The sequence below is a fragment of the Salinicola socius genome (assembly GCF_001937195.1).
GTDB lineage: Bacteria > Pseudomonadota > Gammaproteobacteria > Pseudomonadales > Halomonadaceae > Salinicola > Salinicola socius.
In genome coordinates this window covers 63,212-79,571 of the sequence record NZ_MSDO01000002.1, presented here as the reverse complement: position 1 = coordinate 79,571, position 16,360 = coordinate 63,212, and the positions used below count along the sequence as shown (strand labels likewise).

17 protein-coding genes are annotated in these 16,360 nt (G+C 62.2%); 3 read left to right on the top strand and 14 right to left on the bottom strand.

The features are described from left to right. Nucleotides 1–215: 215 nt before the first annotated feature. From nuoI to ndhC, 9 genes are all read right to left on the bottom strand, one after another. Nucleotides 216–764 (bottom strand): NADH-quinone oxidoreductase subunit NuoI, encoded by a 549-nt coding sequence (gene nuoI / locus BTW07_RS02080; protein ID WP_075568502.1) that lies wholly within the window; start codon nt 762–764, stop codon nt 216–218. Nucleotides 765–775: 11 nt separating this feature from the next. Continuing rightward, on the bottom strand, nt 776–1,759 hold the full coding sequence (gene nuoH / locus BTW07_RS02075) for an NADH-quinone oxidoreductase subunit NuoH (protein WP_075568501.1): 984 nt from the start codon (nt 1,757–1,759) through the stop codon (nt 776–778). After that, entirely contained in the window at nt 1,756–4,545 is a 2,790-nt protein-coding gene (gene nuoG / locus BTW07_RS02070) for an NADH-quinone oxidoreductase subunit NuoG (protein WP_075568500.1), read from the bottom strand. The genes nuoH and nuoG overlap by 4 nt, the downstream gene beginning before the upstream one ends. A gap of 14 nt (nt 4,546–4,559) precedes the next feature. Then, nucleotides 4,560–5,900 (bottom strand): NADH-quinone oxidoreductase subunit NuoF, encoded by a 1,341-nt coding sequence (nuoF, locus tag BTW07_RS02065; protein ID WP_075568499.1) that lies wholly within the window; start codon nt 5,898–5,900, stop codon nt 4,560–4,562. A gap of 31 nt (nt 5,901–5,931) precedes the next feature. After that, nucleotides 5,932–6,450, bottom strand: a complete 519-nt coding sequence (nuoE, locus tag BTW07_RS02060; RefSeq protein ID WP_075568498.1) for an NADH-quinone oxidoreductase subunit NuoE — start codon at nt 6,448–6,450, stop codon at nt 5,932–5,934. Nucleotides 6,451–6,480: 30 nt separating this feature from the next. After that, nucleotides 6,481–8,271 (bottom strand): NADH-quinone oxidoreductase subunit C/D, encoded by a 1,791-nt coding sequence (gene nuoC, locus BTW07_RS02055; RefSeq protein WP_075568497.1) that lies wholly within the window; start codon nt 8,269–8,271, stop codon nt 6,481–6,483. 84 nt (nt 8,272–8,355) lie between these two features. Beyond that, nucleotides 8,356–9,033 carry a NuoB/complex I 20 kDa subunit family protein gene (locus BTW07_RS02050; RefSeq protein ID WP_075568496.1) on the bottom strand — a complete coding sequence of 226 codons (678 nt, stop codon included), beginning with the start codon at nt 9,031–9,033 and terminating at the stop codon, nt 8,356–8,358. Then, complete coding sequence (locus BTW07_RS19970) at nt 8,987–9,190, bottom strand: hypothetical protein (RefSeq protein ID WP_162618355.1); 204 nt, start codon at nt 9,188–9,190, stop codon at nt 8,987–8,989. Before BTW07_RS19970 ends, BTW07_RS02050 begins: the two co-directional genes overlap by 47 nt. Next, a complete protein-coding gene (gene ndhC, locus BTW07_RS02045) occupies nt 9,180–9,635 on the bottom strand; it encodes an NADH-quinone oxidoreductase subunit A (protein WP_075568495.1) in 456 nt (151 codons plus the stop codon). Before ndhC ends, BTW07_RS19970 begins: the two co-directional genes overlap by 11 nt. Before the next feature lie 343 nt (nt 9,636–9,978). On the opposite strand from ndhC, the gene thiD reads away from it, so the two are divergent. Next, entirely contained in the window at nt 9,979–10,809 is an 831-nt protein-coding gene (gene thiD, locus BTW07_RS02040; RefSeq protein WP_075568494.1) for a bifunctional hydroxymethylpyrimidine kinase/phosphomethylpyrimidine kinase, read from the top strand. 172 nt (nt 10,810–10,981) lie between these two features. Continuing rightward, nucleotides 10,982–12,223, top strand: coding sequence for a cation:proton antiporter (locus BTW07_RS02035; RefSeq protein ID WP_075568493.1), 1,242 nt, complete (start codon nt 10,982–10,984; stop codon nt 12,221–12,223). A 12-nt stretch (nt 12,224–12,235) separates the two neighbouring features. Here the strand turns inward: BTW07_RS02035 and ehuA are convergent, their stop codons facing one another. From ehuA to BTW07_RS19545, 5 genes are all read right to left on the bottom strand, one after another. Continuing rightward, nucleotides 12,236–13,033, bottom strand: a complete 798-nt coding sequence (ehuA, locus tag BTW07_RS02030; protein WP_075568492.1) for an ectoine/hydroxyectoine ABC transporter ATP-binding protein EhuA — start codon at nt 13,031–13,033, stop codon at nt 12,236–12,238. Beyond that, a complete protein-coding gene (gene ehuD, locus BTW07_RS02025; RefSeq protein ID WP_075568491.1) occupies nt 13,030–13,722 on the bottom strand; it encodes an ectoine/hydroxyectoine ABC transporter permease subunit EhuD in 693 nt (230 codons plus the stop codon). Before ehuD ends, ehuA begins: the two co-directional genes overlap by 4 nt. Before the next feature lie 3 nt (nt 13,723–13,725). Beyond that, on the bottom strand, nt 13,726–14,397 hold the full coding sequence (gene ehuC / locus BTW07_RS02020; protein WP_075568490.1) for an ectoine/hydroxyectoine ABC transporter permease subunit EhuC: 672 nt from the start codon (nt 14,395–14,397) through the stop codon (nt 13,726–13,728). Nucleotides 14,398–14,537: 140 nt separating this feature from the next. Beyond that, the gene (gene ehuB / locus BTW07_RS02015; RefSeq protein WP_075568489.1) at nt 14,538–15,422 is read right to left on the bottom strand and encodes an ectoine/hydroxyectoine ABC transporter substrate-binding protein EhuB; all 885 of its coding nucleotides are present in this window, start codon (nt 15,420–15,422) and stop codon (nt 14,538–14,540) included. A gap of 43 nt (nt 15,423–15,465) precedes the next feature. Then, on the bottom strand, nt 15,466–15,837 hold the full coding sequence (locus BTW07_RS19545; protein ID WP_144076785.1) for a hypothetical protein: 372 nt from the start codon (nt 15,835–15,837) through the stop codon (nt 15,466–15,468). A gap of 70 nt (nt 15,838–15,907) precedes the next feature. Between BTW07_RS19545 and dtd the strand changes: the two genes are divergently transcribed. Next, complete coding sequence (dtd, locus tag BTW07_RS02010) at nt 15,908–16,345, top strand: D-aminoacyl-tRNA deacylase (RefSeq protein WP_075568488.1); 438 nt, start codon at nt 15,908–15,910, stop codon at nt 16,343–16,345. Nucleotides 16,346–16,360: the final 15 nt, after the last annotated feature.

The window sequence follows — 16,360 nt, the reverse complement described above, 5'->3', positions numbered from 1 at the left end:
CCTCACACGTCCCACCCGGCTTGGAATCTGTTTACGATCTTGCGAGCTAGAGCCAAGGCTATGCCCGTTCCCTACGGGCCAACGCACTTCCCACATCCATGTGGGTCGCGAGGCGAAAACACTTGAGGAGGCGGAGTTTACCCGGGGGTAAATGAGCATCTCGAAAGTGTTTTCAACAACGTTTGGCCGACGCGTAGCAGATCGTAGGCAGATTCTCATGGCATCAACGACTTGACGTCGATAGGTTCGGCCTCGTTCTGCGCCTCGCCCTTGTCCTTGCCCGCAATCGACAGCCCGGCCACACGATAGAAGTTGGTATTGTGATCCTTGCCCGGACCGTCGATCAGCAGATCCTGCTTCTCGTAGACCAATTCCTGGCGCCGGAACTCGCTCATCTCGAAATCCGGGGTCAGCTGGATCGCCGAGGTCGGACACGCCTCTTCGCACATGCCGCAGAAAATGCAGCGCGAAAAATTGATACGGAAGAATTCCGGATACCAGCGACCATCCTCTTTCTCGCCCTTCTGCAGCGAAATGCACGCCACCGGGCAGGCGACGGCACACAGGTTGCAGGCGACACACCGCTCTTCGCCATCCGGATCGCGGGTCAGCACGATGCGCCCACGGTAGCGCGGCGGCAGATAGACCTGCTCTTCCGGATATTGCAGCGTCTCGCGCTTGCGCCAGGCGTGGGAGAACACCATCCACAGGGTGCGTAGCTGCGTGCCGGTGCCGGTCACGATTTTGCGGATCTGATTGAGCATCGATGATCCCCTCAGGTCGCCGGATCGATGAGCAGAATCATCGCCCCGGTGATCAATAGATTGACGAGTGTCAGCGGCAGACAAACCTTCCAGCCGAAGTTCATCACCTTGTCGTAACGCGGTCTCGGCAACGCCGCCCGCAACAGTACGAACAGAATGACGAAGAATATCGTCTTGAGCAGGAACCAGACGATCGGCGGCAGCAGCGGCCCGTGCCAGCCGCCGAAGAACAGCGTCACCAGCAGCGCCGACATCAGCACGATACCGATGTACTCGCCAACGAAGAACATGCCCCACTTCATGCCGGAATATTCGATGTGATAGCCGTCGGCCAGCTCCTGCTCGGCCTCGGGCTGATCGAACGGATGACGGTGCGTCACCGCGATACCGGCAATGATGAAGGTACAGAAGCCGAAGAACTGAGGGACGATGAACCAGACGTTTTCCTGCGCATTGACGATATCGCGCATGTTGAACGAACCGGTCATGGCAACGATGCCCATGACCGCCAGCCCCATGAAAACCTCATAGGAAAGCGTCTGGGCGGAGGCTCGCAGCGCGCCGAGCAGGGCATACTTGTTGCCGCTGGCCCAGCCCGCGAACAGCACCGCATAGACGTTGATGCCGGCCATGGCGAAGAAGAACAGAATGCCGATATTGAGATCCGCAACCCCCCAGTTCGGCGTGATCGGAATGACCATGAACGACAGCAGCAGCGAAGCCATCGCGATCGCCGGGGCCAGCACGAAGAAGGTGCGATCGGCAAAGGGCGGAATCCAGTCCTCCTTGAAGAAGATCTTGATCATGTCCGCCGCGATCTGCAAAAGCCCGAACGGCCCGACCCGGTTGGGGCCGTAACGGTCCTGCCACAGCGCCAGCAGGCGCCGCTCGACCATGCTCAACAGCGCCCCGGAAATGACCACGACCAGCAGAATGACCACGGCCTGCACCATCGCGATCAACGTCGCTTCGACTTGCGGCGTCCACCAGCTCATGGGCGACCCTCCTCGACCGATGCCCGGCGACCCGAGGCTTCCGGCGTGAGGCGACCCCAGCGCGTGACACCCGGCGTCAATGCACCGGTAATCTCCTGAATCGTGCCGCTGGGGAGCCCGATCACCCCTTGCGGCAGCCCCGCGCTGAGGCGTACCGGTAGCGTCAGGCTGGCGCCGTCGAGCGCGACCGAAACCGTCTCACCTGCCACGATACCGAGGCGGGCCGCATCGGCTTCGCTCAGCGCCACCTGGGGCGTCGCCATGCGCTCGCGAATCGGCTCGGCGCGACGCGACATCTCGTCACCACCGAACAGCTGGGGCAGATCGATCACCTGCCATTCGCCGTGACGCGGCGTGAAGGCGGCGGGAATCTCGGTGCAATAATCGCCGCCACCGGCGGTGATGCCAGCGTTCGGGGCCAAGAACAGCCGCTTGCCCGGGTCGCCGGCACGCAGATGCCCACCCACTTCGTCCTGAAACTTGTTCCAGGCCTGCGGTGAATTCCAGCCCGGCGCCCAGGCAAAAGCGACTTCGCGGCGCGGCTCCTGATAGCCGGCATAGCCTTCCATCGAGAATGCGAACGGCGTGTCGAGATCCACCGGCGCACGCGGCTCGTTGACGTTGAGGTCGGCGCGCATCGCGGTTCGCCCGCTGTAGCGATGCGGCTCGCGGGCAAGCTTCAGACCGTGGATGCGGAACATCGCCTCCGGCGTATTCTGATGCAGCGGGGCGAAGATCGGCACCTCTTCGGCGACCGCCTGGGTCAGGTCGTCGAGCAGTATCGTCTCCACCGGCTGACGATCCAGCGTCGCGTGCAGCGCGTGCAACCAGCGCCAGCTCTCGCGGATGCGGGTATCGGGACGCAGATAGCTGGGATCGAACACCTGATAGAAGCGCTGCGCGCGGCCTTCCAGGCTGACCAGGGTGCCGTCGCTTTCGGCAAACGTCCCGGCCGGCAGGGCAACACCGGCGCGCTCCCAGGTCGGCGTTCGCTGATGATCGACCACGACGACCGCGGTTGCCCGGTCGAGCGCATCGTCCACACGGCTAGCCGGCAAACGGGTGTAGAGATCGTTCTCGAGAATCACCACACCATCGGCGTCCCCGGTTGCCAGTTGCGCCAGCGCCCAGTCGAGGGATTCCCCGCCCAGCAACCCCAGCCCGACGCTGTTGGCCTCGCGGCGAACGAGGGTCAGGCCGGCATCCGGTCGCTGACGCCGGCCGAGCGCGCGGGCGATGTTGCCGGCCGCTTCGAGGATCGCCATCGAACCCAGTGACTCGCCGGCGATGACCAGCGGCTTTTTCGCTGCCAGCAGGGCATCGGCGATCCGTTCGACCCACTGTGACGTTGCCGCATCGAGGCCATCGACGGCTGGCGCGGTGGAATCCAGGGCATGGGCAACGGCAAATCCCAGCCGGGCGATATCGTCGGGCGCGAGACGCCCGGCGTAGGTTGCGATGCCGTCGAGCTTGGTGACATCGGGCGTCACCACAAACAGCGGATGACCGGCGTCCTGGGCGATGGTCTTCACCGCTTCGGCGTTCCATTCGGGGATGCCACGCGCCTCGCCCAGCTCGGCGCCCTTGCTCCGCACCGCCTGACGCACCGACAGCGCGACACGCGCGGCGCTCTGTATCAGATCTTCGCCGAGCACCAGAATCGCATCGCACTGCTCGATCTCGCGCAGGCTCGGTGTGGCCAGACCGGCCTCGCGGTTGAGTGCTTCCATACGCTGGATGCGGGCCAGCTCGCCGGCTTCGATACCGGTAGAGAAGTTGGCGTCACCGACCATCTGACGCAGCCGGTGATTGCTCTCGAGGCTGGCCCGGGGAGAGCCGATACCGATGACCCGCCTGGCGGCTCGCAACGTGTCGGCAGCGCGATCCAACGCTTCGTCGACTTCCAGTGGCGAGATGATACCCATCTCGTCCCGGCTCTCGGGGCGCGTCGGGCGATCCTTGCGATTGACGTAGCCGTAGCCGAAACGGCCGCGGTCGCAGAGGAAATAGCCGTTGACGTCGCCGTTGTAGCGATTCTCGATTCGGCGGATGTCGCCATAGCGTTCGCCGGGGCTGATGTTGCAGCCGCTGGCGCACTGATGGCAGACGCTCGGCGCGAATTGCAGATCCCATTTCCGGGTGTAGTGGTCGGAGTGGGTCTGATCGGTGAACACGCCGGTAGGACAGACCTCCGTCAGGTTGCCGGAGAACTCGCTCTCCAGCGTGCCGTCGGTGACGCGACCGAAATAGACGTTGTCATGCGCTCCGAACGCGCCGAGATCCTCGCCGCCGGCGTAGTCCTGGTAGAAGCGCGTACAGCGATAACAGGTGATGCAGCGGTTCATCTCGTGGGCGATGAACGGCCCCAGGTTCTGGTTGCGATGGGTTCGCTTGCGAAAGCGATAACGGCGGCGGTCGTGGCCGGTCATCACCGTCATGTCCTGCAGATGGCAGTGACCGCCCTCTTCGCAAACCGGGCAGTCATGCGGGTGATTGACCATCAGCCACTCGATCACCGTCTGACGAAAGGTCTTGGCCTCTTCGTCGTCGATGGAGATATAGGCGTCATCCTTCACCGGCGCCATGCACGACATCACCAGCATGCCGCGATCGTCGTCGGCATCCTTGTACTGTTTGACCGCACACTGGCGGCATGCACCGACGCTGCCCATCGCCGGGTGCCAGCAGAAATAGGGAATGTCCAGCCCCAGCGAAAGGCAGGCATGGAGCAGATTGTCGCTGTCTTCGACTTCGTAGTCGTTGCCGTCGACGTGAATTGTGGCCATGCGTCGAACTCCTCCTACACGCTGCCGACCGGAATCGGGTCCGCGTGCGCTTCACCCTTGGACTGGGTGATGCCACGCTCGAACTCGTCACGGAAATAGTGGATCGCGGATGCCAACGGCATCGCCGCCCCCGGCGCGTGGGCGCAGAAGGTCTTGCCCGGGCCGAGATCACGGGCCATCTGCTCGAGCAGCTCGATATCACCGGACTCACCCTCGCCCGCCTCCAGCGCGCGCAGCAGCTTGACGCTCCAGGGCAGGCCATCGCGGCACGGCGTGCACCAGCCACAGGATTCGCGAGCGAAGAACTCTTCGAGATTGCGGGTCAACGAAACCATGCTCTGGTTGTCGGCAACCACGGTCAGCAGCCCGGTGCCCATGCGGCTGCCGGTCTTGCCGATGGTGTCGAAATCGAGCGCCAGCTCGAGATGTTCCGGCAGCAGGAAACCAGTACTGCCCCCGCCGGGCAGCCAGCTTTTGAGGGACAGGCCGTCGCGCATGCCGCCGGCGAGTTCGATGATCCGGTTGCCGGTCGTGCCCATCGGCAGTTCCCACAGACCGGGATTCCTGACCTTGCCGGAAACGCCGTAGAGCTTGGTGCCGCCGTCGCTGCTGAGATCGCCGGAGAGCGCCTGGAACCAGTCCGCACCGTGATTGACGATGCCCGGCACGTTGCACAGCGTCTCGACGTTGTTGACCACCGTCGGCAGCCCCCACGCCCCGGACTGGCCGGGAAACGGCGGCTTGGCCCGCGGATTGGCGCGCTTGCCCTCGAGCGAGTTGATCAGCGCGGTCTCTTCTCCGCAGATATAACGGCCCGCTCCGGTGTGCAGGGCGATATCGAAATCCCAGCCGCTGCCGCGCACGTCCGCGCCCAGCCAGCCGTCGGCACGCGCATCGGCCAGGGCGCGCTGAATGGCGGCGGCGGCACGATGATATTCACCGCGCAGGAATATGTATCCCTGCTTGGAGCGGTTGGCGAAGCCGGCGATGATCATGCCCTCGATCAGCAGATGCGGCTGCTGCTCCATCAGCAGGCGGTCTTTGAACGTGCCCGGTTCCATCTCGTCGGCGTTGCAGACGATATAGCCGCGTGGGACGTCCTCGCCCTTCATGGTCAGGCTCCATTTGAACCCGGCCGAGAACCCGGCACCGCCACGACCGCGCAAGTTGGCGCTCTTCACCTCCTCGGTCAGCGTCTCGTAGGTGTACTGCTCGAGCATCTTGGTGACTGCGTCGTAACCCTGAGTACGGCGGTACTCCTCCAGCTGCACCGGCGACTGATCGTCATGCAGACGCCAGGTCAGCGGATGTGTCTCGGCACGGCGCTCGCTGGCGGATTGCAGAATGCGGCTCATGATTCGCCCTCCAGCCTCATGTTCTCGGATCTCATGCGTAAGCCTCCAGCAGCCGGGGAATTTCGTCCGGCACCACCGGCCCATGCAGATCCTCGCCGATCAGAATCGTCGGCCCCCGGTCGCAAGCGCCAAGGCAGCACACCGGCAGCAGCGTGAAGCGACCGTCCGCCGTGGTCTGGCCCATCTGAATGCCCAGGTGCGCGATGAAGGCGTTGCGCAGTTCCTCGTAATCGGTCAGGAAGCACGAGCTGCTGTCGCAGATCAGGATGACGTGACGACCGACCGGCTGGCGGAAGATCAGGCTGTAGAAAGTCGCCACGCCTTCGACGTTGGCGACCCCGATGCCCAGCGTCTCGGCTATCGCCGGAATCGCGCCGTCCGGCACGTGGCCGTGACGCTTCTGCACGATCTTCAACGCCTCGATGCATGCCGCCTGCGGATAGGGATAGTGCGCCCGCTCCTCTAGAATTGCCTCACGATCGGCCGGGTCGAGCGCGAACGCATCGCTGGCGATCGTCGCGGTAGTAGAGCTGGCGGTTGTCTGATTCATGTTCGTCTCCAACGTCCTCACCGGCCTCGTTCAACGATCCACGTCGGCCATGACGAAATCGATACTACCCAGGTGCGCGATCAGATCCGGCACGAAACCGCCGCGCATCACGGCGGGGATCTGCTGAAGATGCGGGAAACTGGGCGTCCGGATGCGGGTGCGGTAGCTCATGGTGCTGCCGTCACTGGTCAGGTAGTAACTGTTGATGCCCTTGGTCGCCTCGATCATCTGCATCGACTCGGCGGCCGGCAGCACCGGGCCCCATGACACCTGCAGGAAATGGGTGATCAGGGTCTCGATATGCTGCAGCATCTTTTCCCGCGGCGGCGGCGTGGTCAGCGGATGATCGGCCTTGTAGTCGCCCGCCGGCATGTGGTCGATGCACTGTTGAATGATGCGCACGCTCTGGCGCATCTCTTCGATACGCATCATGCCGCGATCGAAGGCATCACCGTTGACCGCCGTGGGAACCTCGAAATCGAAATTCTCGTAGCCGGAATAGGGGCGCTTCTTGCGCAGATCGAAATCGAGCCCGGTGGCACGCAGGTTGGGACCGGTAACGCCCCAATCGAGCGCCTGCTGGGTGTCGAAGGCCGCCACGAACCGGGTCCGATCGCGCACGATGGCGTTGTCCATCATCGCCTTCTCGTATTCGGCCAGACGCTTGGGCATCCAGTTGACGAAGCCCTGAACCAGCTTGTCCCAGCCGTTGGGCAGGTCATGGGCGGTACCCCCGATGCGATACCACGCCGGGTGCATGCGAAAGCCGGTGATCGCCTCGATCACTTCATAGGCTTTCTGACGATCGGTGAAGGTGAAGAACACCGGCGTCATCGCGCCGAGATCCTGCAGATAGGTACCCAGAAACAGCAGGTGGCTGTTGATGCGGAACATCTCCGCCATCATGACCCGAATCGTCTTGGCGCGATCGGTCACGGTGATGCCGGCCAGCTTTTCCACTGCCAGCACATAGGGCAGGTTGTTCATCACCCCGCCGGTATAATCGATGCGATCCGTATAAGGAATGAAGCTGTGCCACGACTGACGCTCCGCCATCTTTTCGGCGCCGCGATGGTGATAGCCGATATCCGGCACGCAGTCGACCACCTCTTCACCGTCGAGCTGGAGCACGAGTCGAAAGGCGCCGTGGGCCGAAGGGTGGTTGGGCCCCAGATTGAGGAACATGAACTCGGTATCTTCGCCTTCGCGTTTCATGCCCCACTGTTCGGGATCGAAGCGTAGCGACTCCTGCTCGACCTGCTGGCCTTTCACCGTCAGCGTATAGGGGTCGAACTCGGTGGCGCGAGCGGAGTAGTCCTTGCGCAGCGGGTGGCCGGTCCAGGTCAGCGGCATCATGATCCGGGTCAGATGCGGGTGGCCGGCAAAATCGATGCCGAACAGGTCGAACACCTCGCGCTCGTACCAGTTGGCATTGACGAAGATATCGCTGATCGAGGGCAGCGTCAGGTCCCGCTCGTGCAGCGCGACCTTGATCATCAGATCGGTATTTCGTTCGACCGACAGCAGCTGGTAGAAGACCGTGAAGTCCGAGGGCGGCAGGCCGCGGCGGTGAGTCCGCAGACGTTCATCGACGGCGCTCAGATCGAAGAGCATCGAGAACGGCCCGGCCAGACGGCGCAGGTATACAAGAACGTCTCGCAGCTGCTCTCGCGAAATCCAGATGACCGGCATGCCGGTCATCGTCGTCTGCGGCGTGAAAGCGGCTTCACCGAAATGTCGCGCCAATTCGGCCACGACGTCGGCATGGGAAGCGCTGGAAGTTATCGTGCTCTCGTTGTGAGAGTCATCGGCTGCGGTCATGGTTGGCGGCCCCCGGTGCGAAAATCAATGGTCGAGAAAGACCACAAGAATCAATGGCAGATGCGATCGAGATGACCGATCGCACTAGATGCCATCCGGGGTGCGCAACTCCTTGACCGCGATGCGACGATCACGGTGCTTTTCGCGCTGAGACGGCATTTCGGCGCGATAGACGCCCTGATCGCCGACCACCCAGGAGAGCGGGCGCCGCTCTTCCTGAATCGACTCCTGCAGCAGTTGAAGACCTTGGAGAAACGCTTCGGGGCGCGGCGGACAACCGGGCACGTAGACATCCACCGGCAGGAACTTGTCGACACCCTGAACCACCGAATAGATATCGTACATGCCGCCGGAATTGGCACACGATCCCATCGAGATCACCCACTTGGGTTCGAGCATCTGGTCGTAGAGCTGCTGGATGACGGGTGCCATCTTGATGAAGCAGGTGCCGGCGATGACCATGAAATCGGCCTGGCGCGGGGAGGCCCGAATCACTTCCGCCCCGAAACGAGCGACGTCGTGGGGCGACGTGAACGCCGTGGTCATTTCCACGTAGCAGCAGGAGAGACCGAAATTGTAGGGCCACAATGAATTCTTGCGACCCCAGTTAACGGTCGAATGAAGCACGTCCTCGAGCTTGCCCATGAACACATTGCGATGAACTTGCTGCTTCATCGGGTCATCGACAAGTTCGCGTTGGCCGAGAGGATAACGATCAGCCGCGGAATCGCCTCCCTCCGCACGGGTCAGGGTGTACTGCATAGTGGGCCTCAACAAACCAGATAGGAAAACGGTCGAGGAAGTGCTGGCCGGTCATGGCTGCCAGACTTCCATCATTATCTTTTTGGTGATCGTCAGCACGATCCAGCATGCCGAGTTCAGAACGCCTTTTCTCTTTATCGTACGTGTCAGCGTACATGGCGTTCGACTCCCGGCACCGCGGCCAATTCGCGCGCTCTCGACGCATCTTCGCGGCCCCGCTTGCGAGGCGCCCAATCGAGGGCACCGACACGGGCGTCATAGACGAGGCCGGCCAGCAGAATCAGAATGAACACTGCCGCTGCCGCGAATCCCGTCCAGCCCACCTCACGGACGGAGACGGCCCAGCCGAACAGGTAAACGGCTTCGATATCGAAGATGACGAACAGCATGGCAACGAGATAGAACTTGACCGAAAACCGTTGCCGCGCAGAGCCAGCGCCGACGATTCCGGATTCGAAGGGGAGGGATTTGCTGGGTCCGCGGCTGCGGCCGCCAAGCAGGCTGGCGGCGCCGATCATCAATCCGCAAAGCACAACGATGGCCACCACGAACAGGCCGGTAGCCCAGTAGCTGGCAATCCATGCGGAGACCGGATCGGACATGCCTTCCTCGCAGACGTGATGGAACCTGAATGTGACGAAATCACGAACCGAAAACGACAGGTTCGTAAGTTTACGAGTCTACATGATGACGGGGCGGTAACAAGCCTGCTAATTAGTCCTATTGCAGCCTGTCGCCAAATCTGGCGGCCTGTCTATAGAACCCTCAAACAACTCCCCCTATCAAATCCATGCCAGGGAGTCGTGTCGAAGCCTGTCCCGCCTCACCCTATCAGCACTCTACTCCGTGAATCCGTGACGTGAAACGTCTTTGCACGCTTTGTCGTTAGGCAATTTCAACGTCTTGTTTTAGGCTAGACGCTTTCCCGCTGCTTGCAATGCCCTCATGGTCTCTCGCTCGATTCCCAATGGCTTGACGATCGCCGGATCCGACCCTTCTGGCGGCGCGGGGCTTCAGGCCGATATCAAGACATTCTCGGCCCTGGGCGTCTACGCCACCAATGTGATCACGGCCGTGATCGCCCAGAATACCCGTGGCGTGGCAGCCGTCGAACCGGTCTCGGTGGCGATGATTCGCGCCCAGCTGGACAATCTGCTCGACGATGTCGAGATCGACGCGGTCAAGATCGGCATGGTCGCCAGTCGGGACGTGGCGGAGACGATTGCCGAAGCGCTCACGCGACGTCGACCGCGCTGGATCGTTCTCGATCCGGTCATGGTCGCCAAGAGCGGCGACCGGTTGGTGGACGATGACGGTCTGCGCGCCGTGCGAGAGGTGCTGGTGCCGCTGGCCGACGTGATCACGCCCAACCTGCCCGAGGCCGCCGCGCTGCTCGGCACCGACATGCCCGTCACCCTTGCCGACATGGCAGCGATGGTAGGCGATCTCGCGGCGCTGGGGGCTCCCTATGGCCTGTTGAAAGGCGGCCACCTGCCGCTGGATCGCTGTCCGGACCTGCTGTGGATGCCGGGCGGTACGCGCTGGCTGGACGCACCGCGACTGCCGACGCACAATCTTCACGGGGCCGGCTGTGCCCTATCCTCCGCGATTGCCGCGCATCTTGCCCATCTGGCGCCCCCCCAATCGCCCCAGACCGAGGTCGAGATGGCCATCGACGCGGCGAAACGCTGGCTCCACCGGGCACTGGAGGCCAGCGAGCGTCTCGATGTCGGCCAGGGAAAAGGCCCGCCGCATCACTTCCACGCCTGGTGGTAAGCCTCGTTGCGCGAAAAGTGGCGATTTTTCCAGCTAGATTCCCGAGCGCCCTCTAAGCTATGCCGTCAGGCAAGGATGCCTTCAACGTCAAGGCCAGTATCGGCGCGCGGCGAGTGAATCGACGTGCGACGCGTGGCCTGGCACTCATACGGGCAAGGGAGATCGCTGCCTGATGGATCCTCATATCATCATTCTGGGCGGCTTCGGCCTGCTGATACTGCTCGTCGCCTGGGTTCCGGTCCTGATCAAGGGGCTGCCGCTGTCGCTACCGATCATCTGCATCGGCATTGGCATGGCCTTTTTCCTGCTGATTGGCGAAGGTGCGCTGCAGCCTCGCAACTATCCCCAGACGACCGAAATCCTCACCGAGCTGACCGTAATCATCTCGCTGGCCGGCGCCGGGCTGCGGATCGACGATCCGCTGAAATGGCGCGTGTGGGCGGATACCGGTCGCCTGCTCAGCATCACCATGCCGTTGACCATCGCCGCCACGGCGGCACTCTGCGCGCTGGCGCTAGGCTTTCCCTGGGAGACGGCGATTCTACTGGGCGCGGTCATCGCCCCTACCGACCCGGTACTGGCCGCCGACGTTCAGGTCGGCCCGCCGCGCTCCGGGCCCAGCGACAAGGTCCGCTTGAGCCTGACGTCGGAAGCCGGGCTCAACGACGGGCTGGCGTTCCCGTTCACCTTTCTCGCCATTGCCGTTGCCATTCACGGCACTCAACTGGGCGAGTGGACCTGGCACTGGTTGCTGGTCGACGTACTCTGGCGCATTGTCGCCGGTGCCGGCGCGGGATGGCTGACGGGATGGCTGCTGGCGATGTTCATGTTTCATTCGGGAAAGCTGTCGCTGGCCAGCACCGGGCAGGGCTTCGTGGCGCTGGGCGGCACCTTCATCACCTATGCCGGCGCCGAGGCGATTCACGGCTACGGCTTCATTGCGGTGTTCGTCGGTGCGCTGGCGCTGCGCAGCACACAGAAAGAGGTGCACGATTATCACGTGCGCCTGCATGATTTCACCGAAGAGATCGAACGGCTATTGATGATGATGCTGCTGGTGCTGTTCGGCGGCAGCCTCGCCGGCCCCCTGCTCGACGGATTGAGCTGGCCGATGGCTTTCGCCGGCCTGGCGATCCTGTTCGTGGTTCGCCCACTCACCGGCATGATCGGGCTGATCGGTTCGCAGATGAAATCGCGGGAAAGAGCGGTCGTCAGCCTGTTCGGCATTCGTGGCGTGGGTTCGTTCTACTATCTCGCCTATGCCACCAACCAGGAAAGTTTTGGCCAGATCGACAACGCCTGGACCCTGGTCAGCTTCATCGTGCTGGTCTCGATCCTGTTCCACGGGATGACATCGGGATTGTCGATGAGCTGGCTGGATCGGCGCCGCGAGCTGGCGAGGCGGCGACGATGACCGGCGCCTCGATCAATCGTCCGGGTCGAGTACCGCCTTCAGGAAAGCCCTGGTCCGCTCCTCCTTCGGCGCGGTGAAGATCTCCTCCGGCTTGCCCTGCTCCTTGATCCGCCCCTGATCGAAGAAACAGATGCGGTCGGAAACCTGACGCGCGAAATGCATCTCGTGGGTCACCAGCAGCATGGTCAGGTCGTGCTCATCGGCCAGGCTGCGAATCACGTTCAGCACTTCCCCCACCAGCTCGGGATCCAGTGCCGAGGTCGGCTCGTCGAAGAGCATGACCTTGGGCCGCATCGCCAGCGCTCGGGCGATGCCCACGCGCTGCTGCTGGCCGCCGGAAAGCTGGTGAGGATACTTGTTGGCCTGATCGGTCAGGCCCACCATCTCCAGCAGCTCCATGCCGCGCTTTCTTGCCTCGGCCTTGCTCACGCCCAGCACCTGCACCGGCGCTTCGGTCAGATTGCGCAGCACCGTCATGTGCGGAAACAGATTGAACTGCTGGAAGACCATGCCCAGCTGACTGCGCATCTGGCGCAGATGCTGCTCGCTGGCCGGCGCGAGCGAGTCACCCTTGCGCTGGTGCCAGAGAGGCTCGCCGCCGACGTAGACGACACCGTCGTTGATCTCCTCCAGCGTCATCAGGATGCGCAGCACCGTCGACTTGCCCGAGCCGGACGGGCCGATGATAGTGACCTTCTCGCCTCGCTGGACCTCGAAGTCGAGCTCGTCGAGGACCACATGGTCGCCGAAGCGTTTGACGACCTTGTCGAATTTGATGATGGGGTCGCGAGTATTCGTGGCGTCGTTCATTTAAGAGACAGGCCTCGCTTGGGCAGATGGGTATCCAGATAGCGCACACCGAAGGAGGCGATGAGGGTCATCACCAGATAGAGGCCACCCACCATGGAAAGCGGGATCAGGTAGCCACCGGTACGGTCGCCGATGATCTTGGCTACGCCGAGCATTTCCAGCACGGTCACGACCGACAGCACGGGCACGTCTTTCATGATCGAGACCAGATAGTTGCCCAGTGCGGGAATGATGCGCGGAATCGCCTGCGGCAGAATGATGTGGGTGAAGGTTCGCGACGACGCCAGGTTGAGCGCCCGCGCCGCTTCGCGCTGCCCCTTGGCCACCGCCTCCAGACCCGCGCGGTAGACCTCCGAGGTGTAGGCGCTGTACTGGACACCCAGCGCCAGCGCACCGGTCAGGAACGCCGGCAGCGTCAACCCGAATTCGGGCAGAACGTAAAACAGGAAGAAGAGCTGGATCAGCAGTGGCGTATCCCGGATGAACTCCGTCACCAACTTGGCCGGCCAACGGATAATACGGGTCGGCGCGCTCTTCAGCGCCGCCAGCACCAGCCCTAGAGCCAGGGCGATGAAAAAGCCGACCACGGTCGCTTGCAGCGTCACCACCAGGCCATGCAGCAGGATCGGAAAGATCGAGATTGCGAAGGCCCACTGGCTACTGGTGTCCCATTCGATGCCGAAAAACATGCGTTATCTCCCCGCCGCGCGCCAGCGGCCAACGTAGCGTTCCAGCAGTTTCATGCACGCGGTCAAGACCAGCGCCATGCCGAAGTACATGAACAGCACCAGGGTGTAGACCGTCACGCTGTCCTGGGTAAAGTTGCGAATTTGCTCGGCACGGAAGGCCAGATCGCCCAGCGAGATCAGCGATACCAGCGCCGTATCCTTGAGATTCTGAACCGCGAGATTGCCGAAGGTCGGCATCATTTCCGGGATCGCCTGCGGCAGCGTGATGCGCCACAGCCGTTTGCGGGAGGTAAAATTGAGCGCCGTTGCCGCCTCGTACTGCTCCTTGGGAACGGCTTGTACCGCACCGCGTACGACTTCGGCACCGTAGGCGCCAATGTTCAGTGCCAGCGCGACGACCCCCGCCACCACCGGCGGAAAGCGTAGGTCGAGCCCGATCGCCTGTCCCATGATGGGCAGGGCGAAGTAGATCCAGAACAGCTGTACCAGCAGTGACGTGCCGCGAAAGATCTCGATATAGGCAACGCTGAACCCCTTGAGCAGGGGGTTGTGGGAGAGCTTGCCGAGACCGAAGACAAAGGCACAAAGACCGCCCAGAATCGTCGAGTAGACCGTGAGCTGCACGGTCACCCACGCACCCTGGGACAAGGGAGCGAGATAGCTCGTCCATTCCATCGGCTAGACTCCGCATTCGCTGATGTAACGACACCGGCAGTACCGACACCGTTCAATGACGGCGCACATGCCCGCTCGAGGTCGAAACCATCGAGCGGACATGCGCGATCACATCGGGTTTAGACGCCCGAGAAGAACACTCAGGAATCCGCGGTGCAGAGTTCTTCCGTGGTGTGATGGCTGGAGCCGTCGACATCGGCCTGGCTGAAGCCATAACCCATCAGCGTCTCGCTCCAGTCGTCGGTCTGCTTGTACTTCGCCAGCGCCTCGTTGACCGCATCACGCAGTTCGGTGTTGTCGCTGTTGAAGGCGAAAGCGCCCCAGCTACGCACCTCTTCGCCATCGATGACCGGGTCCTTGAAATCGCCGGCGGACTCGACGTCATCGCTCTTGTTGGCCAGTTCGCTGACCGTCAGGCTGGTCGCCGCATAGGCATCGGCGCGACCGGTGGAAACCGTGGAGATTGCGTCGGCATTGCTGGAAATGGTGACCATGTTTTCCTGCGGCACACCGAGCGCCTGCAGCATGTCGAGCTGGTCAGCGCCGGCCATGATGGCGATCTTGGCGTCGCCATCGACGAAGTCGCTGAACGCATGCAGATCCTTTGGATTGCCCTCCTTGACCAACAGCCCTTCACCGTAGGATGAGTTGGGCTCGGAGTAGATCACCTGCTGGCAGCGATCCGGCAGCACCGCCATCTCTGCCGCGGCGATATCGAACCGGTTCGCCTGCAGCCCCGGAATCAGCGAGCTGAAATTGGTCGTGACCCACTCGATGTCGTCGACGCCCATCTCGTTCATGATATGGCGGATGACGTCGGGTCCTGCGCCCTTGGCTTCACCGCTCATGTCCATGTAGCCGTAGGGGATTTCGTTGGCGACGGCGATCTTGATCGAACCGGAATCCTTGATCTCCTGAAGCGACGCCGCCTGTGCAACGCCGACAGCCAGGCAGGACAGCACGGAACCGGCAATCAGTGTCGTAACGCTTTTATGAATAACGTCTTTATTGATGTTGTATCGCATCGTTCAAATCTCCGTCTGCAAGGTTCGGACCCGCCGCGGCGAATCACGATTCACTCAAGTTTTCGGTGACGGGCGCATTGTCACTTGTCGTCTCGCCCAGCCTGGCGTGGCCATGCCGCGAATTGTCATGATCCATCACCCCTAAACCATGACAATTTATGGCAGATCGATCCTTCAGGATAGTAGCACCACCCAAGCGGCGGGCGTCAAAGGCTTTATTGAACCATGACAATTTCGCCCTGGGGCGGTTTCCCGCCGTCTGTGGCGCACGCCGTTCGGGCTCGAGCTTCGTCATGCCACCGAATGTCACCCCGACCAGGCCACCCCCAAATCCTCCGAAACGCTGGTAACATAAACATACGTTCTCGTAGCGTCTGCTTTCAATAACGCTTTGCAGGCTATTAATCTCGATCATTCCATCAACGGCTCGGCGTGATAGTCTTTCGCCCACCCTCCAACCCGATTTCAGGTGAGACCAAAATGCCATGCGAGCTCTGATTCAGCGAGTCAGTCGGGCGTCGGTGAGCGTCGAGGGGGAGAGGATCGGCAGCATCGATCAAGGCTTACTCGCGTTCATCGGTATTTCCGCCGGGGACGACCGGAGCCATGTCGATCGCATGCTTCACAAGCTGCTGCACTACCGCGTGTTCGCCGATGGCGAGGCACGGATGAACTGCAACCTGCAACAGATCGACGGCGGGCTGCTGCTGGTATCCCAGTTCACGCTGGTAGCGGCAACCGACAAAGGCTTGAGACCCAGTTTCTCCGGCGCCGCGTCGCCAGATCACGCTCAAGCGATGTTTCACTATCTGGTGGCGCAGGCCGGGCAGGCATGGCCGGCGGTGGCGAGCGGCCGCTTCGGCGCCGACATGCAGATCGAGCTGATCAACGACGGTCCGGTGACCTTCATGCTGGAGACCTAAGCTCTGTCTGAAAAA

What these genes read in the sequence shown, in the direction of transcription:
- nuoE (WP_075568498.1), bottom strand. Translation starts at nt 6,450, where the DNA reads ATGAATCAGACAACCGCCAGCTCTACTACCGCGACGATCGCCAGCGAT.
- BTW07_RS02050 (WP_075568496.1), bottom strand. Translation starts at nt 9,033, where the DNA reads ATGCAGTACACCCTGACCCGTGCGGAGGGAGGCGATTCCGCGGCTGAT.
- BTW07_RS19545 (WP_144076785.1), bottom strand. Translation starts at nt 15,837, where the DNA reads ATGATCGAGATTAATAGCCTGCAAAGCGTTATTGAAAGCAGACGCTAC.
- nuoC (WP_075568497.1), bottom strand. Translation starts at nt 8,271, where the DNA reads ATGACCGCAGCCGATGACTCTCACAACGAGAGCACGATAACTTCCAGC.
- thiD (WP_075568494.1), top strand. Translation starts at nt 9,979, where the DNA reads ATGGTCTCTCGCTCGATTCCCAATGGCTTGACGATCGCCGGATCCGAC.
- dtd (WP_075568488.1), top strand. Translation starts at nt 15,908, where the DNA reads ATGCGAGCTCTGATTCAGCGAGTCAGTCGGGCGTCGGTGAGCGTCGAG.
- nuoH (WP_075568501.1), bottom strand. Translation starts at nt 1,759, where the DNA reads ATGAGCTGGTGGACGCCGCAAGTCGAAGCGACGTTGATCGCGATGGTG.
- ehuB (WP_075568489.1), bottom strand. Translation starts at nt 15,422, where the DNA reads ATGCGATACAACATCAATAAAGACGTTATTCATAAAAGCGTTACGACA.
- nuoF (WP_075568499.1), bottom strand. Translation starts at nt 5,900, where the DNA reads ATGAGCCGCATTCTGCAATCCGCCAGCGAGCGCCGTGCCGAGACACAT.
- nuoI (WP_075568502.1), bottom strand. Translation starts at nt 764, where the DNA reads ATGCTCAATCAGATCCGCAAAATCGTGACCGGCACCGGCACGCAGCTA.
- nuoG (WP_075568500.1), bottom strand. Translation starts at nt 4,545, where the DNA reads ATGGCCACAATTCACGTCGACGGCAACGACTACGAAGTCGAAGACAGC.
- ehuD (WP_075568491.1), bottom strand. Translation starts at nt 13,722, where the DNA reads ATGTTTTTCGGCATCGAATGGGACACCAGTAGCCAGTGGGCCTTCGCA.
- ndhC (WP_075568495.1), bottom strand. Translation starts at nt 9,635, where the DNA reads ATGTCCGATCCGGTCTCCGCATGGATTGCCAGCTACTGGGCTACCGGC.
- BTW07_RS19970 (WP_162618355.1), bottom strand. Translation starts at nt 9,190, where the DNA reads ATGTACGCTGACACGTACGATAAAGAGAAAAGGCGTTCTGAACTCGGC.
- ehuC (WP_075568490.1), bottom strand. Translation starts at nt 14,397, where the DNA reads ATGGAATGGACGAGCTATCTCGCTCCCTTGTCCCAGGGTGCGTGGGTG.
- BTW07_RS02035 (WP_075568493.1), top strand. Translation starts at nt 10,982, where the DNA reads ATGGATCCTCATATCATCATTCTGGGCGGCTTCGGCCTGCTGATACTG.
- ehuA (WP_075568492.1), bottom strand. Translation starts at nt 13,033, where the DNA reads ATGAACGACGCCACGAATACTCGCGACCCCATCATCAAATTCGACAAG.